General features: G+C 68.1%; 16 protein-coding genes. 9 read left to right on the top strand and 7 right to left on the bottom strand.

Features of this window, described 5'->3' with window-relative positions; translation table 11 throughout:
- The first annotated feature begins 147 nt into the window (after positions 1-147).
- Entirely contained in the window at positions 148-972 is an 825-nt protein-coding gene (locus tag ACJJV6_RS11175; protein WP_407708952.1) for a DUF1684 domain-containing protein, read from the top strand.
- Here the strand turns inward: ACJJV6_RS11175 and ACJJV6_RS11170 are convergent.
- Together ACJJV6_RS11170 and ACJJV6_RS11165 are read right to left on the bottom strand one after the other, a co-directional pair.
- Complete coding sequence (locus ACJJV6_RS11170) at positions 969-2,180, bottom strand: acyl-CoA dehydrogenase family protein (RefSeq protein ID WP_407708951.1); 1,212 nt, start codon at positions 2,178-2,180, stop codon at positions 969-971. The genes ACJJV6_RS11175 and ACJJV6_RS11170 overlap by 4 nt on opposite strands.
- Entirely contained in the window at positions 2,177-3,019 is an 843-nt protein-coding gene (locus ACJJV6_RS11165; protein WP_009358667.1) for an SDR family NAD(P)-dependent oxidoreductase, read from the bottom strand. The genes ACJJV6_RS11170 and ACJJV6_RS11165 overlap by 4 nt, the downstream gene beginning before the upstream one ends.
- 137 nt (positions 3,020-3,156) lie before the next feature.
- Here ACJJV6_RS11165 and ACJJV6_RS11160 point away from each other — a divergent pair, with 137 nt between their 5' ends.
- Positions 3,157-4,392: a glycoside hydrolase family 76 protein gene (locus tag ACJJV6_RS11160; protein ID WP_407708950.1), complete on the top strand. Its 1,236-nt coding sequence runs from the start codon at positions 3,157-3,159 to the stop codon at positions 4,390-4,392.
- On the opposite strand, the gene ACJJV6_RS11155 is transcribed toward ACJJV6_RS11160, so the two are convergent.
- Both ACJJV6_RS11155 and ACJJV6_RS11150 read right to left on the bottom strand, forming a co-directional pair.
- Positions 4,389-6,380, bottom strand: coding sequence for a glycoside hydrolase family 32 protein (locus tag ACJJV6_RS11155; protein WP_407708949.1), 1,992 nt, complete (start codon positions 6,378-6,380; stop codon positions 4,389-4,391). The two genes, ACJJV6_RS11160 and ACJJV6_RS11155, sit on opposite strands and share 4 nt — an antisense overlap.
- A 143-nt stretch (positions 6,381-6,523) precedes the next feature.
- The gene (locus ACJJV6_RS11150) at positions 6,524-7,126 is read right to left on the bottom strand and encodes a YdeI/OmpD-associated family protein (protein WP_407708948.1); all 603 of its coding nucleotides are present in this window, start codon (positions 7,124-7,126) and stop codon (positions 6,524-6,526) included.
- 107 nt (positions 7,127-7,233) lie between these two features.
- On the opposite strand from ACJJV6_RS11150, the gene ACJJV6_RS11145 reads away from it, so the two are divergent.
- The 5 genes from ACJJV6_RS11145 to tgt all read left to right on the top strand — a co-directional run bounded on the left by ACJJV6_RS11145 (position 7,234) and on the right by tgt (position 11,828).
- Positions 7,234-7,971 carry a VOC family protein gene (locus ACJJV6_RS11145; RefSeq protein WP_407710493.1) on the top strand — a complete coding sequence of 246 codons (738 nt, stop codon included), beginning with the start codon at positions 7,234-7,236 and terminating at the stop codon, positions 7,969-7,971.
- Between the two features lie 9 nt (positions 7,972-7,980).
- Positions 7,981-8,520 carry an NUDIX hydrolase family protein gene (locus tag ACJJV6_RS11140; RefSeq protein ID WP_009358663.1) on the top strand — a complete coding sequence of 180 codons (540 nt, stop codon included), beginning with the start codon at positions 7,981-7,983 and terminating at the stop codon, positions 8,518-8,520.
- Between the two features lie 88 nt (positions 8,521-8,608).
- The gene (locus ACJJV6_RS11135) at positions 8,609-9,661 is read left to right on the top strand and encodes a DUF6707 family protein (RefSeq protein ID WP_407708947.1); all 1,053 of its coding nucleotides are present in this window, start codon (positions 8,609-8,611) and stop codon (positions 9,659-9,661) included.
- Positions 9,662-9,709: 48 nt separating this feature from the next.
- A complete protein-coding gene (locus ACJJV6_RS11130; protein WP_035753232.1) occupies positions 9,710-10,438 on the top strand; it encodes an SRPBCC domain-containing protein in 729 nt (242 codons plus the stop codon).
- Between the two features lie 70 nt (positions 10,439-10,508).
- On the top strand, positions 10,509-11,828 hold the full coding sequence (gene tgt, locus ACJJV6_RS11125; protein WP_407708946.1) for a tRNA guanosine(34) transglycosylase Tgt: 1,320 nt from the start codon (positions 10,509-10,511) through the stop codon (positions 11,826-11,828).
- Positions 11,829-11,941: 113 nt separating this feature from the next.
- Here tgt and ACJJV6_RS11120 read toward each other — a convergent pair whose 3' ends face one another.
- A complete protein-coding gene (locus ACJJV6_RS11120) occupies positions 11,942-12,673 on the bottom strand; it encodes a queuosine precursor transporter (RefSeq protein WP_407708945.1) in 732 nt (243 codons plus the stop codon).
- Between the two features lie 194 nt (positions 12,674-12,867).
- Here ACJJV6_RS11120 and ACJJV6_RS11115 point away from each other — a divergent pair, with 194 nt between their 5' ends.
- The gene (locus ACJJV6_RS11115; RefSeq protein WP_407708944.1) at positions 12,868-13,725 is read left to right on the top strand and encodes a hydroxymethylpyrimidine/phosphomethylpyrimidine kinase; all 858 of its coding nucleotides are present in this window, start codon (positions 12,868-12,870) and stop codon (positions 13,723-13,725) included.
- 31 nt (positions 13,726-13,756) lie between these two features.
- Here ACJJV6_RS11115 and ACJJV6_RS11110 read toward each other — a convergent pair whose 3' ends face one another.
- The gene (locus tag ACJJV6_RS11110) at positions 13,757-15,046 is read right to left on the bottom strand and encodes a serpin family protein (RefSeq protein WP_407708943.1); all 1,290 of its coding nucleotides are present in this window, start codon (positions 15,044-15,046) and stop codon (positions 13,757-13,759) included.
- Positions 15,047-15,384: 338 nt separating this feature from the next.
- On the opposite strand from ACJJV6_RS11110, the gene ACJJV6_RS11105 reads away from it, so the two are divergent.
- Positions 15,385-16,362, top strand: a complete 978-nt coding sequence (locus ACJJV6_RS11105; RefSeq protein ID WP_407708942.1) for an IS481 family transposase — start codon at positions 15,385-15,387, stop codon at positions 16,360-16,362.
- On the opposite strand, the gene ACJJV6_RS11100 is transcribed toward ACJJV6_RS11105, so the two are convergent.
- Positions 16,359-17,780, bottom strand: a complete 1,422-nt coding sequence (locus ACJJV6_RS11100) for an MFS transporter (RefSeq protein WP_407708941.1) — start codon at positions 17,778-17,780, stop codon at positions 16,359-16,361. The two genes, ACJJV6_RS11105 and ACJJV6_RS11100, sit on opposite strands and share 4 nt — an antisense overlap.
- Between the last annotated feature and the right edge of the window lie 8 nt (positions 17,781-17,788).

The raw sequence follows: 17,788 nt of genomic DNA, 5'->3' as shown, positions 1-17,788 counted from the left end.
ATCCGGGCGGCCCGGCACTTGCCCGGTAAGTGCTGGTTCCGAGGGTACTCCGCCCGCCGCCCGCGGCAAGCAAGGATGGTCCCCCGGCCCCGGAATGAACGGGAGCCTGCCGCAGTTGTAGCCGGGGCAGGACAACCGGAAGGAACCATGGACATCCCCACCGCCTCCATCGAGCGCTGGCAGCGCTTCCGTGCCAACCGCAACAAGGCCCTGGCGGCCCGCCACGGCTGGCTGACGCTCACGTCCTTCCAGTGGCTGGAGGAGGCGCCGTCCGCCGTCGAACTGGCCCCCGGCCTGTGGTCAACAAACGGTACAACGGCGTCACTCACCGCGGTGCCCGCGGACGGGCTGACGCTCGTGGAGACCGGGGAGCCGGTGGACGGCACCGTCACTGCCGCGCTCGCCGACGAGGAATCGCTCATGTGGGTCCAGTTCGGCGGACCGGACGGCGACCAGGTGGTGGTGGAGCTGGCCATGCGGGCCGGCCGGTACGCGATCCGGACCAGGGACTCGGGTTCCCCGGTGCTCACCGGATTCGACGGCGTGCCCACCTACGACTACAACCCGGACTGGGAGGTGACGGGCCGGTTCGAGCCCTACCCCGGGCCGGTGGATGTGCCCATCGGCACCGCCAACCCGCTGGTGGACGGGATCCACCGGAGTGTGGGTGAGGTGGTGTTCCGGCTTCCCGGGAGCCCCCACGAGTTCCGGCTGCAGGCCGAGGAGGAAAAGCTCGGCGCGCTGACCGTCACGTTCCACGACGAGACCAACGGGGACACCACCGACGACTGGCGCAAGCTCTCCACGCCCCGGCCGCGGCCGGACGGCTCCGTGGTGCTCGACTTCAACCGGGCCATCAACTACCCCAGTGCTTTCACCCCCTACGGCACCTGCCCCATGCCGGTGAAGAACAACAGCCTGGACATCCGCGTGGAGGCAGGCGAGAAGCTGCCCTATCCCCCGGGATCCTAGGCGATGGCGGATACCCCGGTGACAGCGCGGCCGGCGATCAGGGTGTTGATCTCGAATGAGCCCTCATACGTGTAGATGGCCTCAGCGTCGGAGAAGATCTTCGCCATCCGGTAGTCCGTGACGATGCCGTTGCCGCCCAGGATGGACCGGCCCAGCGCCACGGTTTCGCGCATCCGGGCGCTGAGGTAGGACTTCGCCAGGGCAACCTGCGGCATGTCCGCGGCACCTTGGTCCTGCAGCCGGGCGAGCCCCGCCATCATCCCCATGCTGGCCACGGTATTGCCCAGCATGGTGACCAGCTGCTGCTGGATGAGCTGGAACTGCGCCAGCGGGCGGCCGAACTGGTGGCGTTCGACGGCGTACTGCCGGGCGACGTCGAACGCGGCCAGCTGCTGCCCTACGGTCTGCCACGCCACCATGATCCGGGAGCTGCGGAGGAGCTCCTTGGTGTCGTCGAAGCTGCTGATGGCGGCTAACCGGTCCGCCTCGGCCACCCGGACGTCCTTGAACACGATGTCCGCGTTCTGCACTGTCCGCAGGGCAATCTTGTTCTCGATCCTGGTGCGGCTGATTCCGGGCAGGGTGGCGTCCACGATGAAGCCGCGGATGGCCCCGTCCGCTTCGTCCCGCGCCCACACGAGCATGTAGTCGCAGAACGTCCCGTTGCCGATCCAGCGTTTGGCGCCGTTCAGCACCCAGGTGTCCCCGCCGCCGTCGGGTTTGCCGGTTGCCGACGATATCCGCCGGGCCCGGGTCTCCATCCCGCCCGCGACGTCCGAGCCGTGGTCCGGTTCGGTGAGGGCGAAGGCCCCGGTGATCCGCAGGTTTGATGCGTCGGCGAGCAGGCGCTGCTGCTGCTGCGGGCTGCCGAACGCATAGAGGGACTCGACGAAGAGGTCGTGGTGGACCAGGAAGAACGTGGCGATGGACGTGTCCACGCGGGTGATCTCGGCGATGACCAGCCCGGCGAAGAGGTTGCTGTAGCCGCGCTGGGCCGGGGTGCTCAGTTCAAGGGCGGCCAGTTTCGGCAGGATGTGGGCGGGGAATTCCGCCCTGTTCCACCAGTCCACCGCGTAGGGAGCGACTTCGGCGGCCAGGAACGCCCGCAATTCAGCCAGCTTGTTCCGTTCCGGCCGGCTGAGCAGGGATTCGACGTCGAAGAAGTCGGCTCCGGGGAGCTCCACCTTGCGTCCTGCGGGGGCGGTCATTTTGGCCCCATCCGGATGGCGCCGTCCAGGCGGATGGTCTCGCCGTTGAGCATGGCGTTGTCCACGATGTGCGCCACCAGCCGGGCGTATTCCTGCGGCCGGCCAAGCCGGGAAGGATGCGGAACCTGCGCCCCCAGCGAGTCCTGCGCCTCCTGCGGCAGGCCGGCCATCATCGGGGTTTCGAAGATTCCGGGTGCGATGGTGACCACCCGCACCAGCGAGCGCGCCAGTTCCCGGGCGATGGGCAGGGTCATCGCGGCCACCGCGCCCTTGGAGGCAGCGTAGGCAGGCTGGCCGATCTGGCCCTCGAATGCGGCCACCGAGGCGGTGTTGATGATGACGCCGCGCTCGGGACCGCCCAGTTCGGTGACGGCGGGCTCGGTGGCCACCATGGCGGCGGCGGCCAGGCGCAGGACGTTGAAGGTGCCCAGCAGGTTGACCTGGACAACGCGGTTGAACGCGTCCAGCGGCAGGATTCCATCGCGCCCCAACACCTTGCCGGGCGTGGCGATTCCTGCGCAGTTCACCACGATCCGCAGCGGCCCGAGCCCGACGGCGGCGTCGACGGCGGCCTGCACCTCAGCCTCGTTGGTCACGTCCGCGGGGGCAAAGACGGCGGACTTCCGGGTGCCGCCCGTACCGCCGGAGACTGGTCCGGCCTGGCTCGAGTCCGCCGTGGCAGCAGTCCCGTTCAGTTCATCCGCAAGGGCGGCCCCGGAGGAGGACGGAAGGTCAAGGATCACGACGGAGGCGCCGGCGTCGAACAGGGTGCGGACGGTGGCGGCACCAAGGCCGGACGCACCTCCGGTGACGAGCGCGACGCTGCCTGCAATGTCCATCCATCCTCCTTGATGTGGCCCGTCAACCGCGGGTGCAGCCGCAGCGTATCAGTTAGTGAATGTTAACTGAAGAGCGGGCGGTGCGCACCACGTGCCGCTTCCGCCCGGTCCATGTACGCCCCGCTAGGGTGGAAGCCATGACCTCCCGCCCCGCCGCCGGTTCCGTCTGGCACGGCCGTGCCTCCCACGCCGCCCGGTCCGTCACCGCGCTCTTCGGCCGAAAGCTGCTGTTCCTGCCGGGCACGCACCTGGCTGCGGTGGCGTGGAATCCCGGGGAGCCGGTCCAGTCCGGTCCGGCCTGGCTGCATGCGCTGCGGCGGCTGGCCTCCGGTTCTGCCCTGGCCCACCCGTGGCATTACTGGTGGCAGGCCCATTACGTGGACTGCCTGGTGGACACCGGCCGGCGGGAACTGGGCAGCGGGGCCACACCGGCGGCGCGGTTCAACGGTCCGGGCAACCCCAGTGCCGGGCAGCTCGCGTCCAGGCTGGTGACCGGAATCCGGCTGCGCAACGCGTTCACCTTCGTCAACAACTACTACGACGATATGGCCTGGCTGGCCCTGGCCACGCTCCGCCTGGATGCCCTGGCCGAGGAGACACGGAAGCCGGGCCGCCGCCGCAATGCCAGGGTCCGCAAAACCCTCGTGCTGCAGTTCGATGCCGCCAGCACCGATGACCTGGGCGGCGGGGTGTTCTGGAGCAAGAAACGGGACTTCAAGAACACGCCCGCCACGGCTCCGGTGGCGCTTTTTTACGCCCGCACCGGGCAGCGGGCCAAGGCGCAGTCACTGCTGGACTGGCTGGACCGCACCCTCTTCGACCTGGAGCAGCGCCTGTACCTGGACGGGGCCCGGCTTGATGCCGCCGGGACCGTGACGGTGGACCGGGCTGTCTACACCTACAACCAGGGGCCCGTGCTGGGCGCCCTCCTGGAACTGGGTGGCGAGGCCAACCTTGCCCGGGCGGCGGAACTGGTGGACGCCGTGGACCGGCACCTGACCGTGCCGGCACCGGGTGCAGGCGACGCCGCACCCCGCACGGTGCTCCGCTGCGACGGGACGGGCGACGGCGGCCTGTTCACCGGGATCCTCTGCCGCTACCTGGCCCTAGCCGCCACCGACGGCCGGCTTCCGGAGCCAGCCCGGGCAACAGCGGCACGGCTGGTAACGGATACCGCGCAGGCGTTCTGGGACGGACGGCGCACGCTGGACGCCGGAACACCTGCCGGCAGCCACCCGGGCCGGAGCGTCTTCTCCCTCCACGCCGCACAGCCGGCGGACCAGACGTATCCGCAGGGTGCCGTCGTCGAGCTTTCCACCCAGCTGCAGGCCTGGATGACGCTGGAGGCGGCCGCGGCCATCACAGGATCCTAGCGGATCCCCGCCAGCGGCGTCACGGTACCGTTCTTCAGTGATACCTGCCCGCTCCCGGCTGCCAGCCGCGCTTCCTTCGCGCCGCCGGGCGGGAACACCAGCGAGGTCAGGGTCTGCCGGCCGCCGTCCACGAAGACTTCCACGGAGGACCGGTCAACGTAGACCGTGAGGCGGACAGTGTCGCCGGTGGAAGGACCCTCAACCGCCTGGACGTCCCGGTACACGGGATCCACCGCGCCCTTCGGTGCGGCGCCGCTGTCTTTGACGGTTTCGGACACGGCGTCGTCCCGGACCACGAAGGCCTTGCCGCCGGCAAAGTCGTAGCCCACGGTGGCGTAGGTCCTGCCTCCGCTTTGCAGGAGCATCCGTGCCTCACCCGTGTTGGCGTCGGGCCGCTCAAACTCAAGCTCGGCCTTGTAGGCGCCGCTCTCCGGGACAGCCAGCACGGATTCCTCCCCCAGCGGCCCGGCCGGCACCTGCGCCGTGTCGCCCTCCAGCGACTGCAGCGCGGGGGTGGGCGTGGACACCAGGGCCGGGCGCCCGCCGTCGGACTCCAGCCGGAGGTCCCGCACCACGGAGGCCGCCCCGAACCAGTTGTCCGTGGGCAGGTTACGGGCGTAGGCCCAGTTGTTCATCCAGCCGATGGCATGCCGTGAGGACTTGCGCTGCCCGTCCGTCAGGCGTGGATCGTCCCAGGTGACGGCCGCGTAGAAGTCCGATCCGCCGTCGAGCCACTGGTGCCCGCCGTCCGGAGTGAAGCCCTTTCCGTCAAAGCTGCCGGTCCAGTACGCCAGGCCGGTGGTGCGGCCCTCGTCCGCGCCGTTGGCGCTGGCAGCCAGCACCCAGGTGCGTTTGGCGGGGTCGCCGTCCACGTCCATCTGGAAGAAGTCCGGGCATTCAAGGATGCCGAGGCCGTCCCGCTCAAAAGCTGAAACGTAGGTCCAGTCCTTGAGGTCCTTGGACGTGTAGAAGCCGATCTTGTGGCCCTCGGCGAGCAGCATCAGCCACTGGTTGTTGGCCTCATCCCGCACGATCCGCGGGTCCCGCCAGTGCTCGGCGCCGGGGTTCTCCATGACCGGGTTCTGCTCGTAGTTCTGGAAGCTGTAGCCGTTGTCCGTGGAGTAGAACAGCGACTGGCGCTGGACGCCGTCGTGCTGCTGGGTGAGGACCGCGATCACGGCCCCTTTGCCGAAGCCGGCGGTGCCCTCCGTGTCCACCACGGCGGACCCGGTTTCTATGTCGCCAAGGCCGTTGCGGAACTTCTCGATGGCCACGCCCTCGTTGTTCCAATGCACCAGGTCGGTGCTGGTGGCATGGAACCACTCGGTGCCGTTCCCCTCGGGGTAGTCCACGTTGTAGAGGTAGTAGTAGTGCCAAAGCCCGTCCAGGAAGAAGGGCCGCTGGGGGTCGTTCATCCAGCGCTGGTCCGGGGTCAGGTGGTAGGCGGGACGGAAACCGGGGTCCTCCGCCGGCGCCGCCAGGGCCGCAGCGTCCTGTTTCGGCCAGGACTTGCCGGCGCCCAGGTCCGTGAGCAGGGCATCGCGGGCTTCCGGGCTGATGCATTCCGGAAGCCTGACTGCATCAGCGCCCTCTTCCACAGCATCAGGGGCGGTGCTGCTCCGAAGGAAGACTTTGCCCTCCACCCGGACACCCGCCAGCCACCCCGTGCTGCACTCGATGGCGCGGACGTCCTCCGCGCCGTCTGCAGCAATGTCAGCCCCGCGTTCAGCCAGGGTCGAATCATTGCCGCTGAGCCACAGCGAGGCGTAACCGCCGGTGCGGTCCATGGCCGCGGCCTGCGCGGCTGATACATTTTCCAGCACGGCCCCGGCGGTGGCGGCAGGGCCGGACCGGGCGCTACCGGCGAGCACCAGTGAAACTGCCAGGACGAGGACAGCCGCGGCGGCTACCGCCCACACGAGGAGGCGGCGGCCGGCGGCGAAGCGTTTGAGGGCGGGAAGTACAGGTCCGAGGGTATGTCGGGGCATTGAATTCAATCCGTCGCTGAACGCGCAAGTGCCGTCCCCCGGCTCGGGGAACGGCACCAGTGCAAGTGAGCCATCAATGTTACCGGTTCGTTATCAGGAACCTCAATTATGTTGCGCCGGACACTCCCGCGGCCAAGGTGTCCTTACGGCCGCTCAACCGGGCGCTTCTTCTGCGGGTACAGGGCTTCGCCGCGTGCCAGCATGTCCACGAAGCCCTCGATCCGACGCTGTCTGGTGGCGGGCTGCTTGGCCGTAATGGTCCGGTAAATCAGGGCGAACCGGTTGGTTTTGGTCAGGACGTCAAACATGGCCTGGGCCGCAGGAACGGCAGCGATGGCGGCCGCCAGATCCTCGGGAACTTCCGCCGTCGCCTGCCCGCCGTAGGCTGCCTCCCAGCGGCCGTCGGCCTTCGCGGCGTCGACGGCGGCCCGGCCCGCATCGGTCATCTTTCCGGCGGCTTCCAGGCGGGCAACATGGGCCACGTTCCGGGCCGACCACGCACTGCGGGGACCGCGCGGCGTCATGCGGACGAAAGTGCTCCCGTCGTCCCGGCGCCGGGCCTGTCCGTCGATCCAGCCGAAACAGAGCGCCTCGTCCAGGGCCGCCGGATAATCCAGGCCGGTGACCTGCCCGCCCTTTTTATGCAGGACCAGCCACACACCCCGGGCCGTGCCGTGGTTGGCCTCCAGCCACCTGCGCCAGGCAGCAGCATCGGGCACCAGCAGTTCCTCGAGTTCGACGGCCATGCGCCTATTCTGCCCCTGCAACCCGGGTGCACAAGCGCTATCCCCCTCCGGCCCGCCCCGTGGCATCATGGCCTAAAGCTCCAGTTGCCGAGATGAAGGACAAACCGATGCTCCGCGTCCGTCCCCTGCATTACACGTCCAACATCGGGTCCTGGGAGCGGCTGCTGACCGCCTTGGGCCTGGTCCTCGCCGAGGGCGACGGCGGCTTCCGCGTCTACGACGCCGGGGCCGGCAGACTGGCCCTGCACGAGGTACCGGCAGGGGCTGCGGAGGACGGGACAACGGCACTGGCAGTCGAGGTGGGCGACCTGGCCGAGTTCGGCCGCCGCACCAACCTCGCAGCCCAGGACGAGGGCACAACGCCCGCGGAGCTGGTCACCGAATCCCACGGCGAAGCCTGCCGGATTACAGGACCTGACGGATTCACCTTTCTTGCGGACAAAGCCGCCACCGTCGATGGTGACACCGGCGCGGACCCGGCGCTCGCCGTCGTCGGGGTCTGGTTCACGGAGGACGCCGACGCCGCCGCCCGCACCCTGCGGCACATTGGCGCCCGGCCGCGTCCGGTGCCGGACAACGACGAAACCGCGGACTTCACCGCCAAGAACGGCGGCGTCCTCCTGGTGCGCCCGGCGTCCGGTCCTCCGCGCTCCGGCCTGGGCTTCGAGTACGACGGCGGCCTGGCACCGCTCCGGGACCGGCTCACCGCCGCAGGACTCGAGGCAACCCTGACCGAAGAGGCTTTCGGAAGCACCCTCCACGTGGCCAACCCGGACGCGGCCGGGCCCGCCGCGCCCTCCGTGCCCGCCACGGTCTGGATCTCGCAGCACCGTCCCATGGGGTAGAAATAGACCATGAACGTGCGCACACCTGACCCGAATCCCGGCTGGCTTTCCGAAGAGGACCTCTTTGAGGCGCGCGGGCGGCTGCCCATGGTGTACGTGGAGGCCGTACCGGTCAGGCTGGATCCGCTTGGCTACGTGAACGAAGTGGGCACCCTGCTGCAGGCCGACGAGGACGGGACCATGGTCCGCTCCCTGGTGTCCGGCCGCGTCATCTACCGCGAAACCATCCGCGCCGCCCTCCTCCGGCACATGGAAAAGGACCTGGGACCGCTGGCGTTCCCGCAGCTGCCCATCAGCCCGGTCCCCTTCACGGTGGCCGAATACTTCCCGGCCCCGTCCCAGACCGGCTTCACCGATGACCGGCAACACGCCGTTTCCCTGGCCTACGTCATCCCCGTTACCGGCGAATGCGAACCGCGCCAGGACGCCCTGGAACTGACCTGGATGACCCCGGCGGAAGTCCTCAGTCCGGGAGTCCAGATGGAGTTCTCCGGCGGCCGCGGCGGGCTGATCCGCCAAGCCCTGGCATTCGCCGGCGTCGGCTCCTGACAACCCCGCCGGAACCTGGGGGTCCCCGGAATAAGCTGCCCGTCTTTGTAGACTGGACGGCGGACCGCAAGAGAACTTAAGGACTCCCATGACCGAAACACCAGCCGCCCGGAACCATAGTGAGCTGCAGGCTGGATCCCTGACCACCGGCAGCCTCATCCTCCTGCCGGACGGTGAACGGACGGCGGAAATCCAGGCGGTTGAGCTGGAACGGGACGATTTCGGGTCTCCCGCGCTGGTGCTCGCCAGCCTGGCCGGCGGCGGCACGCTGCGGATCGCCGTGGGCGCCACCGTCACCACCATCGAGCCAGATTCCGCAGCAGCGTCCGACGCCGTCACGCACCTTTCGCTGGCTTCCGTGCCGGCGGAGGACGCGTCGGTTGAAACCGCGCCGGCTGAAGCAGCCGGGCAGGGGCACGGGCAGGAACAGCCCGGCGGCGAGGCGGCATCGGCCGCTGCGGCGCCCGCCGTCGTCGTACCTCCCCTGCCGCCGGTTCCGCCTGCCGCCAACGTTCCCAGCGAGGAGGAACTCGCATTGATCCCGGCCCCGGACGGCACACCGGAGTCCGTGGTGGAAGCTGCCGCGCAGGCGCATCCGGACGCCACCGGTGTCCAGCTGCTGACCGACCGGCTGTCCAAAGGCGTCAATTTCAAGTCCGGCAGCTGCCTGAAGGACCTCAGCGACCTGGCGCACGAACTGTTTGTCACGCTCAAGGATGCCGAGGGCGCCCTGGCGGTTGCCGACCTCCTCACCGTCCTCCCCTACGACGGAAACCCCGGGCGCTGGGCATCGGTGGAGGCCTCCCTGGCCCTGGCCAGCTATATCTGCCGGCAGGACGGCCAGAACGAACGGGCTGCGGTCTACGAAAAGCTGATCCGGACGCCCGAAAGCCATGAGACCGACCCGTTCAAGGCACGGATGGCCGCCAAGGTCCGGCAGCGCTCGCTCAACGAGCCCAACCTGTACGACAAGGAAATCTTCCGCTCCATCGACAACTCGAACCACGACGCCGAGCGGGAATGGCGGCTGCTGCGGCTCGAATCCCTGCTGTTCCTGCGGGCGCACGGCGGGTCCGAGACCATCGGGATGGGCGAGCTGGAGCGACGGATCAGCAACGAGCTTGAGGCCGTCCGCTCCTGAGCAAATTACCCCTACCCGGGGCGGGGCCGGAGTTGTACATTCGGGGCTATGACGAACAATCTCAGCGTAGTGATTAACGCCGACGCACCGCAGGTCTGGACCATGCTGCGCGAACCGTCCAAGGTGGCCCAATGGCACGGCTGGCAGGCCGAGGACCTGGATGCCGAGATCAAGGAGATCTACTTTTCCGGCGACGTCGAGGAAGCCCCGGACCACACCAGCCTGACCGTGCACGGCGGCGACACCTTCGAACTGCACCCCGTTCCGGGCGGCACGCGGGTCAGCGTGACGCGCGGGGCGCTGGACCACGATTCGGAATGGGCGGCCTGGGACGAGGACATCACCCAGGGCTGGCTGACGTTCCTCCAGCAGCTCCGCTTCGCCCTGGAACGCCACCCGCACGGCAAGCGTCACACCCTCTTCCTGCACCTGACCGAGGGCCAGGGGTCGGCAATCGAAAAGCTCGGCCTGGCGGACCTGCCGGCGCCCGGCGAGCCCTATCAGCTGCGCCTGGGCACCGGTGAGGAAATCAGCGGCAAGGTCTGGTACCGGACCAGCCACCAGGTGGGGCTCACGGTCCACGACTACGCCGAACACGGCGAGGGGCTCCTGGTGGTGGCCGACCATCCCGCCATTAAGGACGTGCGCGAGGAGGGGGACGGGTCGCTGGTCATAGCCTCCACCTACGACCTTGGGGCTGCGAAGCTTGACTCCATCCGTTCGTCCTGGGACTCCTGGCGGGCCGAGAACTACTCCACGTCCGAGCCGGTGAGCTGACCGGGGCTGCCTGGTTTTCTGGCCCCGTACCGATTGCTGGCACTGTAACGATTGCTGGCACACTGGTACGGTGCCAGCCAAACCCGCTTCCGTTCCGTCTCCTGCCTCCGCGGAGCCTGCTGTTCCCGCGCAGTCCCAGTTTTCCTTCACGGTGGGCACCCGGCTGGCTGAATCCTGCCCGCCCACTGCTGCGCAGGTAGCTGAGAACGGCGGCGAATTCCTGGGCCGCACCGGCACCATCACCACCCCCCACGGTGAGATCCAGACGCCGGCCTTCATCGCCGTCGGAACCAAAGCCACAGTCAAGGCGGTGCTGCCCGAAGCGGTAGCGGACCTCGGGGCGCAGGCTGTGCTTGCCAACGCCTACCACCTCTACCTGCAACCCGGCGCCGACATCCTGGATGAGGCCGGAGGGCTGGGCGCCTTCATGAACTGGTCCGGCCCCACCTTCACGGACTCTGGCGGGTTCCAGGTGATGAGCCTCGGCTCGGGGTTCAAGAAGGTCATCGACATGAAGACCGTTGCCGCCGCGGGCGCGCCCGGCCCCGACGACGCGGTGGCGCCCGGCAAGGAGCGGCTGGCCCATATTGACGACGACGGCGTCTGGTTCAAGTCGCACCTGAACGGGGACCGGCACCGGTTCTCCCCTGAAATCTCCATGCAGGTCCAGCACCAGATCGGCGCGGACATCATGTTCGCGTTCGACGAGCTGACCACGCTGCAAAACTCCCGCGGCTACCAGGAGGAGTCCCTGGAACGGACCCGGCTGTGGGCACTGCGCTGCCTCGACGAGCACTTCCGGCTCACCACCGAACGGGTAGGGAAGCCGTACCAAGCCCTGTTCGGCGTCATCCAGGGCGCCCAGTACGAGGACCTCCGCCGCAAGGCCTGCCGGGACCTGGGCGCCATGCCGTTTGACGGGTACGGGATCGGCGGCGCCCTGGAGAAGGAGAACCTGGGCACCATCGTCCGGTGGTGCAACGAGGAACTGCCGGAGGACAAGCCGCGCCACCTGCTGGGCATTTCCGAGCCGGACGACATCTTCACCGCCATCGAGAACGGTGCCGACACCTTCGACTGCGTCTCCCCCACCCGGGTGGCCCGGAACTCCGCTTTCTACACGCCGCACGGGCGGTTCAACCTGTCCGGAGCGAAGTACAGGCGCGACTTCGGGCCGCTGCAGGAGGGCTGCGACTGCTATGCGTGCACCAACTACTCCCGGGCGTACATCCACCACCTCTTCAAGGCAAAGGAGATGCTCTCCGCCACGCTGATCTCCATCCACAATGAACGGTTCGTGGTGAAGATGGTGGACGACGCCCGGCTGGCGATCGAGGCCGGCACGTTCTTCGATTTCAAGGCCGAAACCCTGGCCCGCTACTACTCCTGACGCTCCCGAACGAGCTGCCCTCCCGCTTTCCCCGTATCGACATCGCCGGTATGCTGCCATCCCGCTGGAGCGCCCGTCCGGCGGGCTGGTCGCGTTCCGGCGATCTCGCCGAATCAGGCGGCCAGCGCGCCTGCCCCGTAGCTCGGTTCGCGCTTCTTGATCCAGCCGATCACCAGCGACGTGACCGGGACCAGGATGAACTCCACCAGGGTCTTGTACACGAAGCCCGCCACCACGTAGTTCACGAACATCCCGAAGTCGGTGATCCCGATGACGGACGCTGCGATGCTGCAGAAGATCAGGGTGTCCACGAACTCGCCCGCCACCGAGGAGCCCATGATCCGGGCCCACAGGGACTTCTCCCCCGTACGGGCCTTCATCCGCACCAGGATCCAGGAGTTGATGGTCTGGCCGGCAAGAAACGCCAGCAGCGAGGCCAGCACGATCTGCGGCACCGGGCCCAGGGCACCCTCAAGGGCGGCCTGCTTGGAGGCGCCGAACTCGTCGTCGAATCCGGGAAGGGCGATGATCACCCAGTAGCAGAGCGAGGCGAACACGGAGAGCGCAAATGTGGTGAGGATGGCTTTCCGTGCCACCCGGAAGCCGTAGACCTCGCTGATGACATCGCCCAGGATGTACGCCAGCGGGAAGAGGAAGAAGCCGCCGTCGGTGATGACCGGCCCCAGGACCACCCCTTTGGAGGCGCCGATGTTGGACAGGATCAGCACCACCGCCATGATGGCCAGCATGACGCCGAAGTACGGTGACCCGATGGAGGCAAAGCGTGGGGCGCCCGAAGCGGCGGAGGTTTCGGGCAGGGCATTCTGGCCGGAGGCAGATGACATGGGGAAGTCCGTTTCATAGTGGTTCGCTCGGGTCCGGAACTGCAGGGGACACCGGCTGTATTAGCACTGTCGCCCCATTCTCCCACCCCGGCACGCCCCAGCGGGCATGCCTTGTTGCCCTGAACACCCCCGGTCAGCCTCTGCTGTACTGCCACACAAGGAAAATGCCCGACGCCGGATGGCAGGATGGGTGCATGACTTCCGTTTCCGCTGATGCAATGCCGCACGTCACCAGCCCGGCCGTGGTGCTCACCATCGCCGGCTCCGAAGCAACCGGCGGTGCCGGGGCCCAGGCCGACCTGAAGACCTTCCAGGAGCTGGGCGTCTTCGGCATCGCCAACGTGACCTGCATCGCCTCGTTCAACCCGAACGACAGCTGGAACCACCGCTTCGTGCCGGTGGAACAGCAGGTGATCGCCGACCAGCTGGAGGCAACCACCGCAGCCTACGGACCGGCCTCGGGCGCGCCGTCCGTCCTGGACACTGTGAAGGTCGGGATGCTCGGCAGCCCGGCCACCATCGCCACTGTTGCCGGTGCCCTGCAGGACAACAACTTCGGGAATGTGGTCCTGGACCCGGTCCTGATCTGCAAGGGCCAGGAGCCAGGCCACGCCCTGGACACGGACCAGGCCCTGAAGGCCCAGATCCTGCCGCTGGCCACGTTCGTGACGCCGAACCACTTCGAGGCGGAGTCGCTGTCCGGGCTGGAGATCACCGACGTCGAATCCCTCAAGGCAGCCGCCGTCCGCATCCACGAGCTCAGCGGCGCGGCAGTCCTGGCTAAGGGCGGGGTGCGGCTGGACGGCCCTGACGCCGTCGACGTCTTCTACGACGGCAACACGCTGGAGGTCCTGAGCGCGCCGAAGGTGGGCGATGTGGCCGTGTCCGGTGCCGGCTGCTCGCTTGCCGCCGCCGTCACCGCAGAACTGGCCAAGGGCTCTTCCCCGCTGGAAGCCGCCCGCGCCGCGAAGGAATTCGTGACCGCCGGAATCCGGAACCGCGTGGCGTCCGGGGCGCCGTTTGACGCCCTCTGGCAGGGCGGCCCGCGCTAACCACCGCACACCGGGCCCGGGGCACGCCCGGTCACGAACGCGGGTCCGCCACCTTGCCCATAAAGAGCGGCAGCCCCGTCCCGCTGTGGACGATCTGGTAGTGGAACGGCCGGTCGAAGGCGATCGAGATGGCGGGCTCGGGCGGCGCACTGACCGCACGTCCGTTCAGCTGCGTGACGGCCGCCGCCACGGTCCCCTTCTCCGCCACCGTGATGTTTGCGGCCTGGGCGGCCTGCGTCAGCTTCAGCCCCGGCTGGATCGCGTCGAAGTCCGTTTCCGTGGTGAGCGTGCGGGACAGGCCCATGGCTTCCATGACCTTCCGAAGGTCGAAGCTGCTCTCATGGTCCCAGCGGGGCAGCGTGATGCGGACGGGTTGGACCGATGCGGACTCCAGCGCCGCGCCGATCCGGGCCAGCTGATCCGCGGACAGTGTGGCGGGGGCGCCGGGCGCCGGCAGTACCAGGCGCATCACGGCTCCTTCCGCATAGGGAAGGTCCACCGCCCGCCACCCCTCCCCCCCGGCGTACTTCGCTCCCCCTGCCTGGCTCATGGTCGGGACACTCGCCACATCGCCGCTTCCGGTGGTGAATGGCCGGTCCGTGGTGTCGGCAGGGTCGAAGGGGGTGTTCCAGGCGGCGGCGAAATAGAGCGCGTTGAGGAGGCTGAAGGTGTTCCTGGTATCGAACTTGGCCGGGGCTTTCGTGATGCGCCCGCCCGTGTTCCGGTCCACCCACGCGTCGATGGCGGGTTCCGCGGCGGCCCGGTCACGGAAATCCACCAGGTGGACGCCTGCGCCGTAGTGCCGTGCCAGGCCGGCCAGGTAGCCCTCGCCCACCGGGGTGTTCCTGTCCAGGAAGAGTCCGTTGGCCAGGTGGATGACGGGCTTCCGTGGCGGGTTGTCCTCGTCGACGGCGCCGGGGTCGCCGTCGTACTTTTCGACGGCAGCGAGCATTGCGTTCGCCGCCTCATCGCGGGTGGTTCCGGGAAGGGCGAGGACGCGGTCAAGTTCCGCGGCCGCCCCGCCGCCCGCTCCGGACCGCAGCATCAGCAGCGCTGTCAGCAGGCTTCCGGGTGATGCGACGACGTTGCCGGCGGCGCCGTCCCCGCCGGCGGCGCCGTCCCCGCCGTCGGCGAGGAGGGCCGCACCCAGCGTGTAGGCGGAGGTGCGCAGGACATCGATTTCAGCCCGATAGGCGTCCGCATCCAGCGAGACCCGCTCCACTCCCGGCGCCGTCACCAGCTCCGGGGGCGCGGCCGCGCAGGCGGGAAGCACTGCCACAAGGCCGAGCATAGCCAGCACCGCACGCCGTGGAACGTTCATCTCTTCCCCTGTGATTCCCCGGCAGGCAGGGCCGCCGCCGTACCGCCATCCAAGGACCGGATGGTTCCAGTGAAGCAGCGGGCCGGCCGCCGGGCGATGCCGGAAGGGTTACGGTTTGCGGTCGTTTCGGTCACACCGCCGACGGCGGCACGCGGCGCCGGCGTCGAACCCCACCGGCGCCGCCGCCCTGCCTGGCGCTTGGCACCTTGCCTAGCGGTTGGCACCTGGCCTAGCTGTAGTTCCCACGGACGTTGTGAACAGCGTGGCGTGATGTAAAGGGCGAGGGCCTCCGGTATCGATTTGGGTTACCACACTCATCTCGATGCCAGGAGGCCCTCGTGTCCTACGTTACCCATGCCAACGCCGACCTCACACCCAAAGCCAGGGGAAAGCTCGCCTGTTTGGTCATCGAGCAGGGATGGACGCTCCGCCGGGCAGCTGACCGGTTCCAGTGCTCGCCAGCGACGGCCAAGAAATGGGTGGACCGGTACCGGGCCCGGGGTGAGGACGGAATGGTTGACGTATCGTCCCGACCACGGCGCAGTCCCCGCCGGACTCCCGCACGCACGGAGCGGCGGATTCTGGCGCTGCGTTTCAATCGGCGATGGGGTCCCCATCGGATCGCGGCCCACCTTCACCTGGCCCGCTCAACCGTCGGCAAGGTCCTGGTCAGGTACCGGATGCCGCGGCTAGCCTGCCTTGACCAGGGAACCGGCCTGCCCGTCCGAAAGCTCGCACCGCAGCGCTATGAACACGACAAACCCGGGGACCTCGTCCACGTCGACATCAAGAAGCTCGGCCGCATACCGACCGGAGGCGGGCACCGCACCCTTGGACGGGCCAGAGGTAAGCGCAACCGCCACGCCGGCGTCGGGTACGCCTACCTGCACCATGCGGTTGATGATCACTCACGACTTGCCTATTCAGAGATCCTCGACAACGAGAAAAAGGAAACCGCTGCCGCGTTCTGGCTCCGCTCCGCAGCGTTCTTCGCGGCCCACGGCATCACCATCAAAGCCGTCCTCACCGACAACGGAGCCTGCTACCGCTCCAAAGCCTTCGCAGCCGCCCTGGGCCCACAGGTCAAGCACCGGCGAACCCGCCCTTACCGGCCGCAGACCAACGGCAAGGTAGAACGCTTCAACCGGACCCTTGCCACCGAATGGGCCTACGCCAGACCCTACATATCAGAAGCCGAACGCGCCGCTTCCTACCCCGACTGGCTACACGCTTACAATCACCACAGAACCCATACCGGCATCGGAGGCAAAACCCCCATCAGCCGCGTTCACAACCTCCATGGGAATTACACCTAGCGGTTGGCACCTGCCGGGGTGCCGGCGTCGTCCGTCCTGGAGGCAGCCCAGGCGTCGCCCTGTTCCCTGTCCAGGTGCGTGGCCTTCTTGTTCTTGAGCGCGAAGATGTAGACGACCAGCGAAATGGCGATGGCGGCGGTGACGTAGGTGAAGAAAAGCTCCACCTGGCCCGCCTTCTGCAACGCCGCGCCAATCAGCGGGACGGTGCCGCCAAAGAGCGAGTTGGCGATCGCGTAGCCCAGGCCCACGCCCAACGCACGGATGGAGGCCGGGAACAGTTCTGCCTTCACCAGGGCGTTGATGGAGGTGTAGCCGCCCACGATCAGCAGTCCGCCCATCATCAGCAGGAACGCCGTGAAGGGGTCCTTGGTGCCGGAGAGCGTGGAGAGCAGCGGCCAGGTGAACAGGACGCCGGTGACGCCGAACCAGACGAGCAGCGGCTTGCGTCCGATCTTGTCCGAGATCAGGCCGTAGACGGGCTGCAGCAGCATGAAGATGAACAGTGCCCAGAAGTTGATCACCGAGGTGTCGGTCTTGGCGATGCCGGACGTATCGTTCATGAACTTCAGGATGAAGTTGGTGTAGGTGTAGAACGCCACGGTGCCGCCCAGGGTGACGCCGATGCAGACCAGCAGCGGCCGCCAGTGGCTGGTGAACAGCAGCTTCAGGGTTCCCGGCTGGGCTTCGCCCGCAGCCTGGACGTGGGCCGCGCGGATCTGGTCCGCGGAGACGGTTTCCTCCATGGACCGGCGGAGCCAGAGAACCACCAGGGCCGCCACGCCGCCGAGCGCGAACGGGATGCGCCATGCCCACTCGTTGAGCGCGTCGCCGCCCAAGGTGTTTTGCAGGATCACCAGGACCAGCAGGGCCAGCATCTGGCCGCCCACCAGGGTCACGTACTGGAAGCTGGAGAAGAAGCCGCGGCGGCGCGATGTGGCGGCCTCGGACATGTAGGTGGCGCTGGTGCCGTACTCGCCGCCCACCGAGAAGCCCTGCAGCAGGCGGACCAGCACCAGCAGCACCATGGCCCAGATGCCGATCACGTCCTGGGTGGGCAGCACGGCGATGGCGAACGAGCCCGCGGACATCAGTGTCACGCTGAGGGTCAGGGCTGCCTTGCGGCCGTTGCGGTCGGCGTACCGGCCGAAGAACCAGGCACCGATGGGCCGCATGAGGAACGACGTCGAGAAGACAGCCATTGCCTCCAGCCCGGCCTGCAGATCGTCCTTGGAGTTGAAGAAATGGGCCTGGAAGTAGGCTGCGAAGACGGTGTAGACGTAGAGGTCGTACCACTCCACCAGGTTGCCGGCGGAGCCTTTGAGGATGTTTCCAACGGCCCGGCGGGTCTGGGCTGCGTCGGTGAGGGGTGCCCCGGGGTGGGCCGCACTGTCCGGCGGCGCTGCTTGTTCGGTGCTCATCAGTGAAC

This window comes from Arthrobacter nitrophenolicus (assembly GCF_045833485.1).
GTDB classification, from domain to species: domain Bacteria; phylum Actinomycetota; class Actinomycetes; order Actinomycetales; family Micrococcaceae; genus Arthrobacter; species Arthrobacter nitrophenolicus.
This window is presented reverse-complemented; position numbering and strand designations above follow the sequence as displayed.

Excerpts from the sequence above, each read along its gene's own strand:
- ACJJV6_RS11100 (WP_407708941.1), bottom strand. The coding sequence starts at position 17,780 with ATGAGCACCGAACAAGCAGCGCCGCCGGACAGTGCGGCCCACCCCGGG.
- ACJJV6_RS11145 (WP_407710493.1), top strand. The coding sequence starts at position 7,234 with ATGCTCCGCGTCCGTCCCCTGCATTACACGTCCAACATCGGGTCCTGG.
- ACJJV6_RS11130 (WP_035753232.1), top strand. The coding sequence starts at position 9,710 with ATGACGAACAATCTCAGCGTAGTGATTAACGCCGACGCACCGCAGGTC.
- ACJJV6_RS11155 (WP_407708949.1), bottom strand. The coding sequence starts at position 6,380 with ATGCCCCGACATACCCTCGGACCTGTACTTCCCGCCCTCAAACGCTTC.
- ACJJV6_RS11120 (WP_407708945.1), bottom strand. The coding sequence starts at position 12,673 with ATGTCATCTGCCTCCGGCCAGAATGCCCTGCCCGAAACCTCCGCCGCT.
- ACJJV6_RS11115 (WP_407708944.1), top strand. The coding sequence starts at position 12,868 with ATGACTTCCGTTTCCGCTGATGCAATGCCGCACGTCACCAGCCCGGCC.
- ACJJV6_RS11135 (WP_407708947.1), top strand. The coding sequence starts at position 8,609 with ATGACCGAAACACCAGCCGCCCGGAACCATAGTGAGCTGCAGGCTGGA.
- ACJJV6_RS11150 (WP_407708948.1), bottom strand. The coding sequence starts at position 7,126 with ATGGCCGTCGAACTCGAGGAACTGCTGGTGCCCGATGCTGCTGCCTGG.
- ACJJV6_RS11140 (WP_009358663.1), top strand. The coding sequence starts at position 7,981 with ATGAACGTGCGCACACCTGACCCGAATCCCGGCTGGCTTTCCGAAGAG.
- ACJJV6_RS11110 (WP_407708943.1), bottom strand. The coding sequence starts at position 15,046 with ATGAACGTTCCACGGCGTGCGGTGCTGGCTATGCTCGGCCTTGTGGCA.
- ACJJV6_RS11160 (WP_407708950.1), top strand. The coding sequence starts at position 3,157 with ATGACCTCCCGCCCCGCCGCCGGTTCCGTCTGGCACGGCCGTGCCTCC.
- ACJJV6_RS11170 (WP_407708951.1), bottom strand. The coding sequence starts at position 2,180 with ATGACCGCCCCCGCAGGACGCAAGGTGGAGCTCCCCGGAGCCGACTTC.
- ACJJV6_RS11165 (WP_009358667.1), bottom strand. The coding sequence starts at position 3,019 with ATGGACATTGCAGGCAGCGTCGCGCTCGTCACCGGAGGTGCGTCCGGC.
- ACJJV6_RS11175 (WP_407708952.1), top strand. The coding sequence starts at position 148 with ATGGACATCCCCACCGCCTCCATCGAGCGCTGGCAGCGCTTCCGTGCC.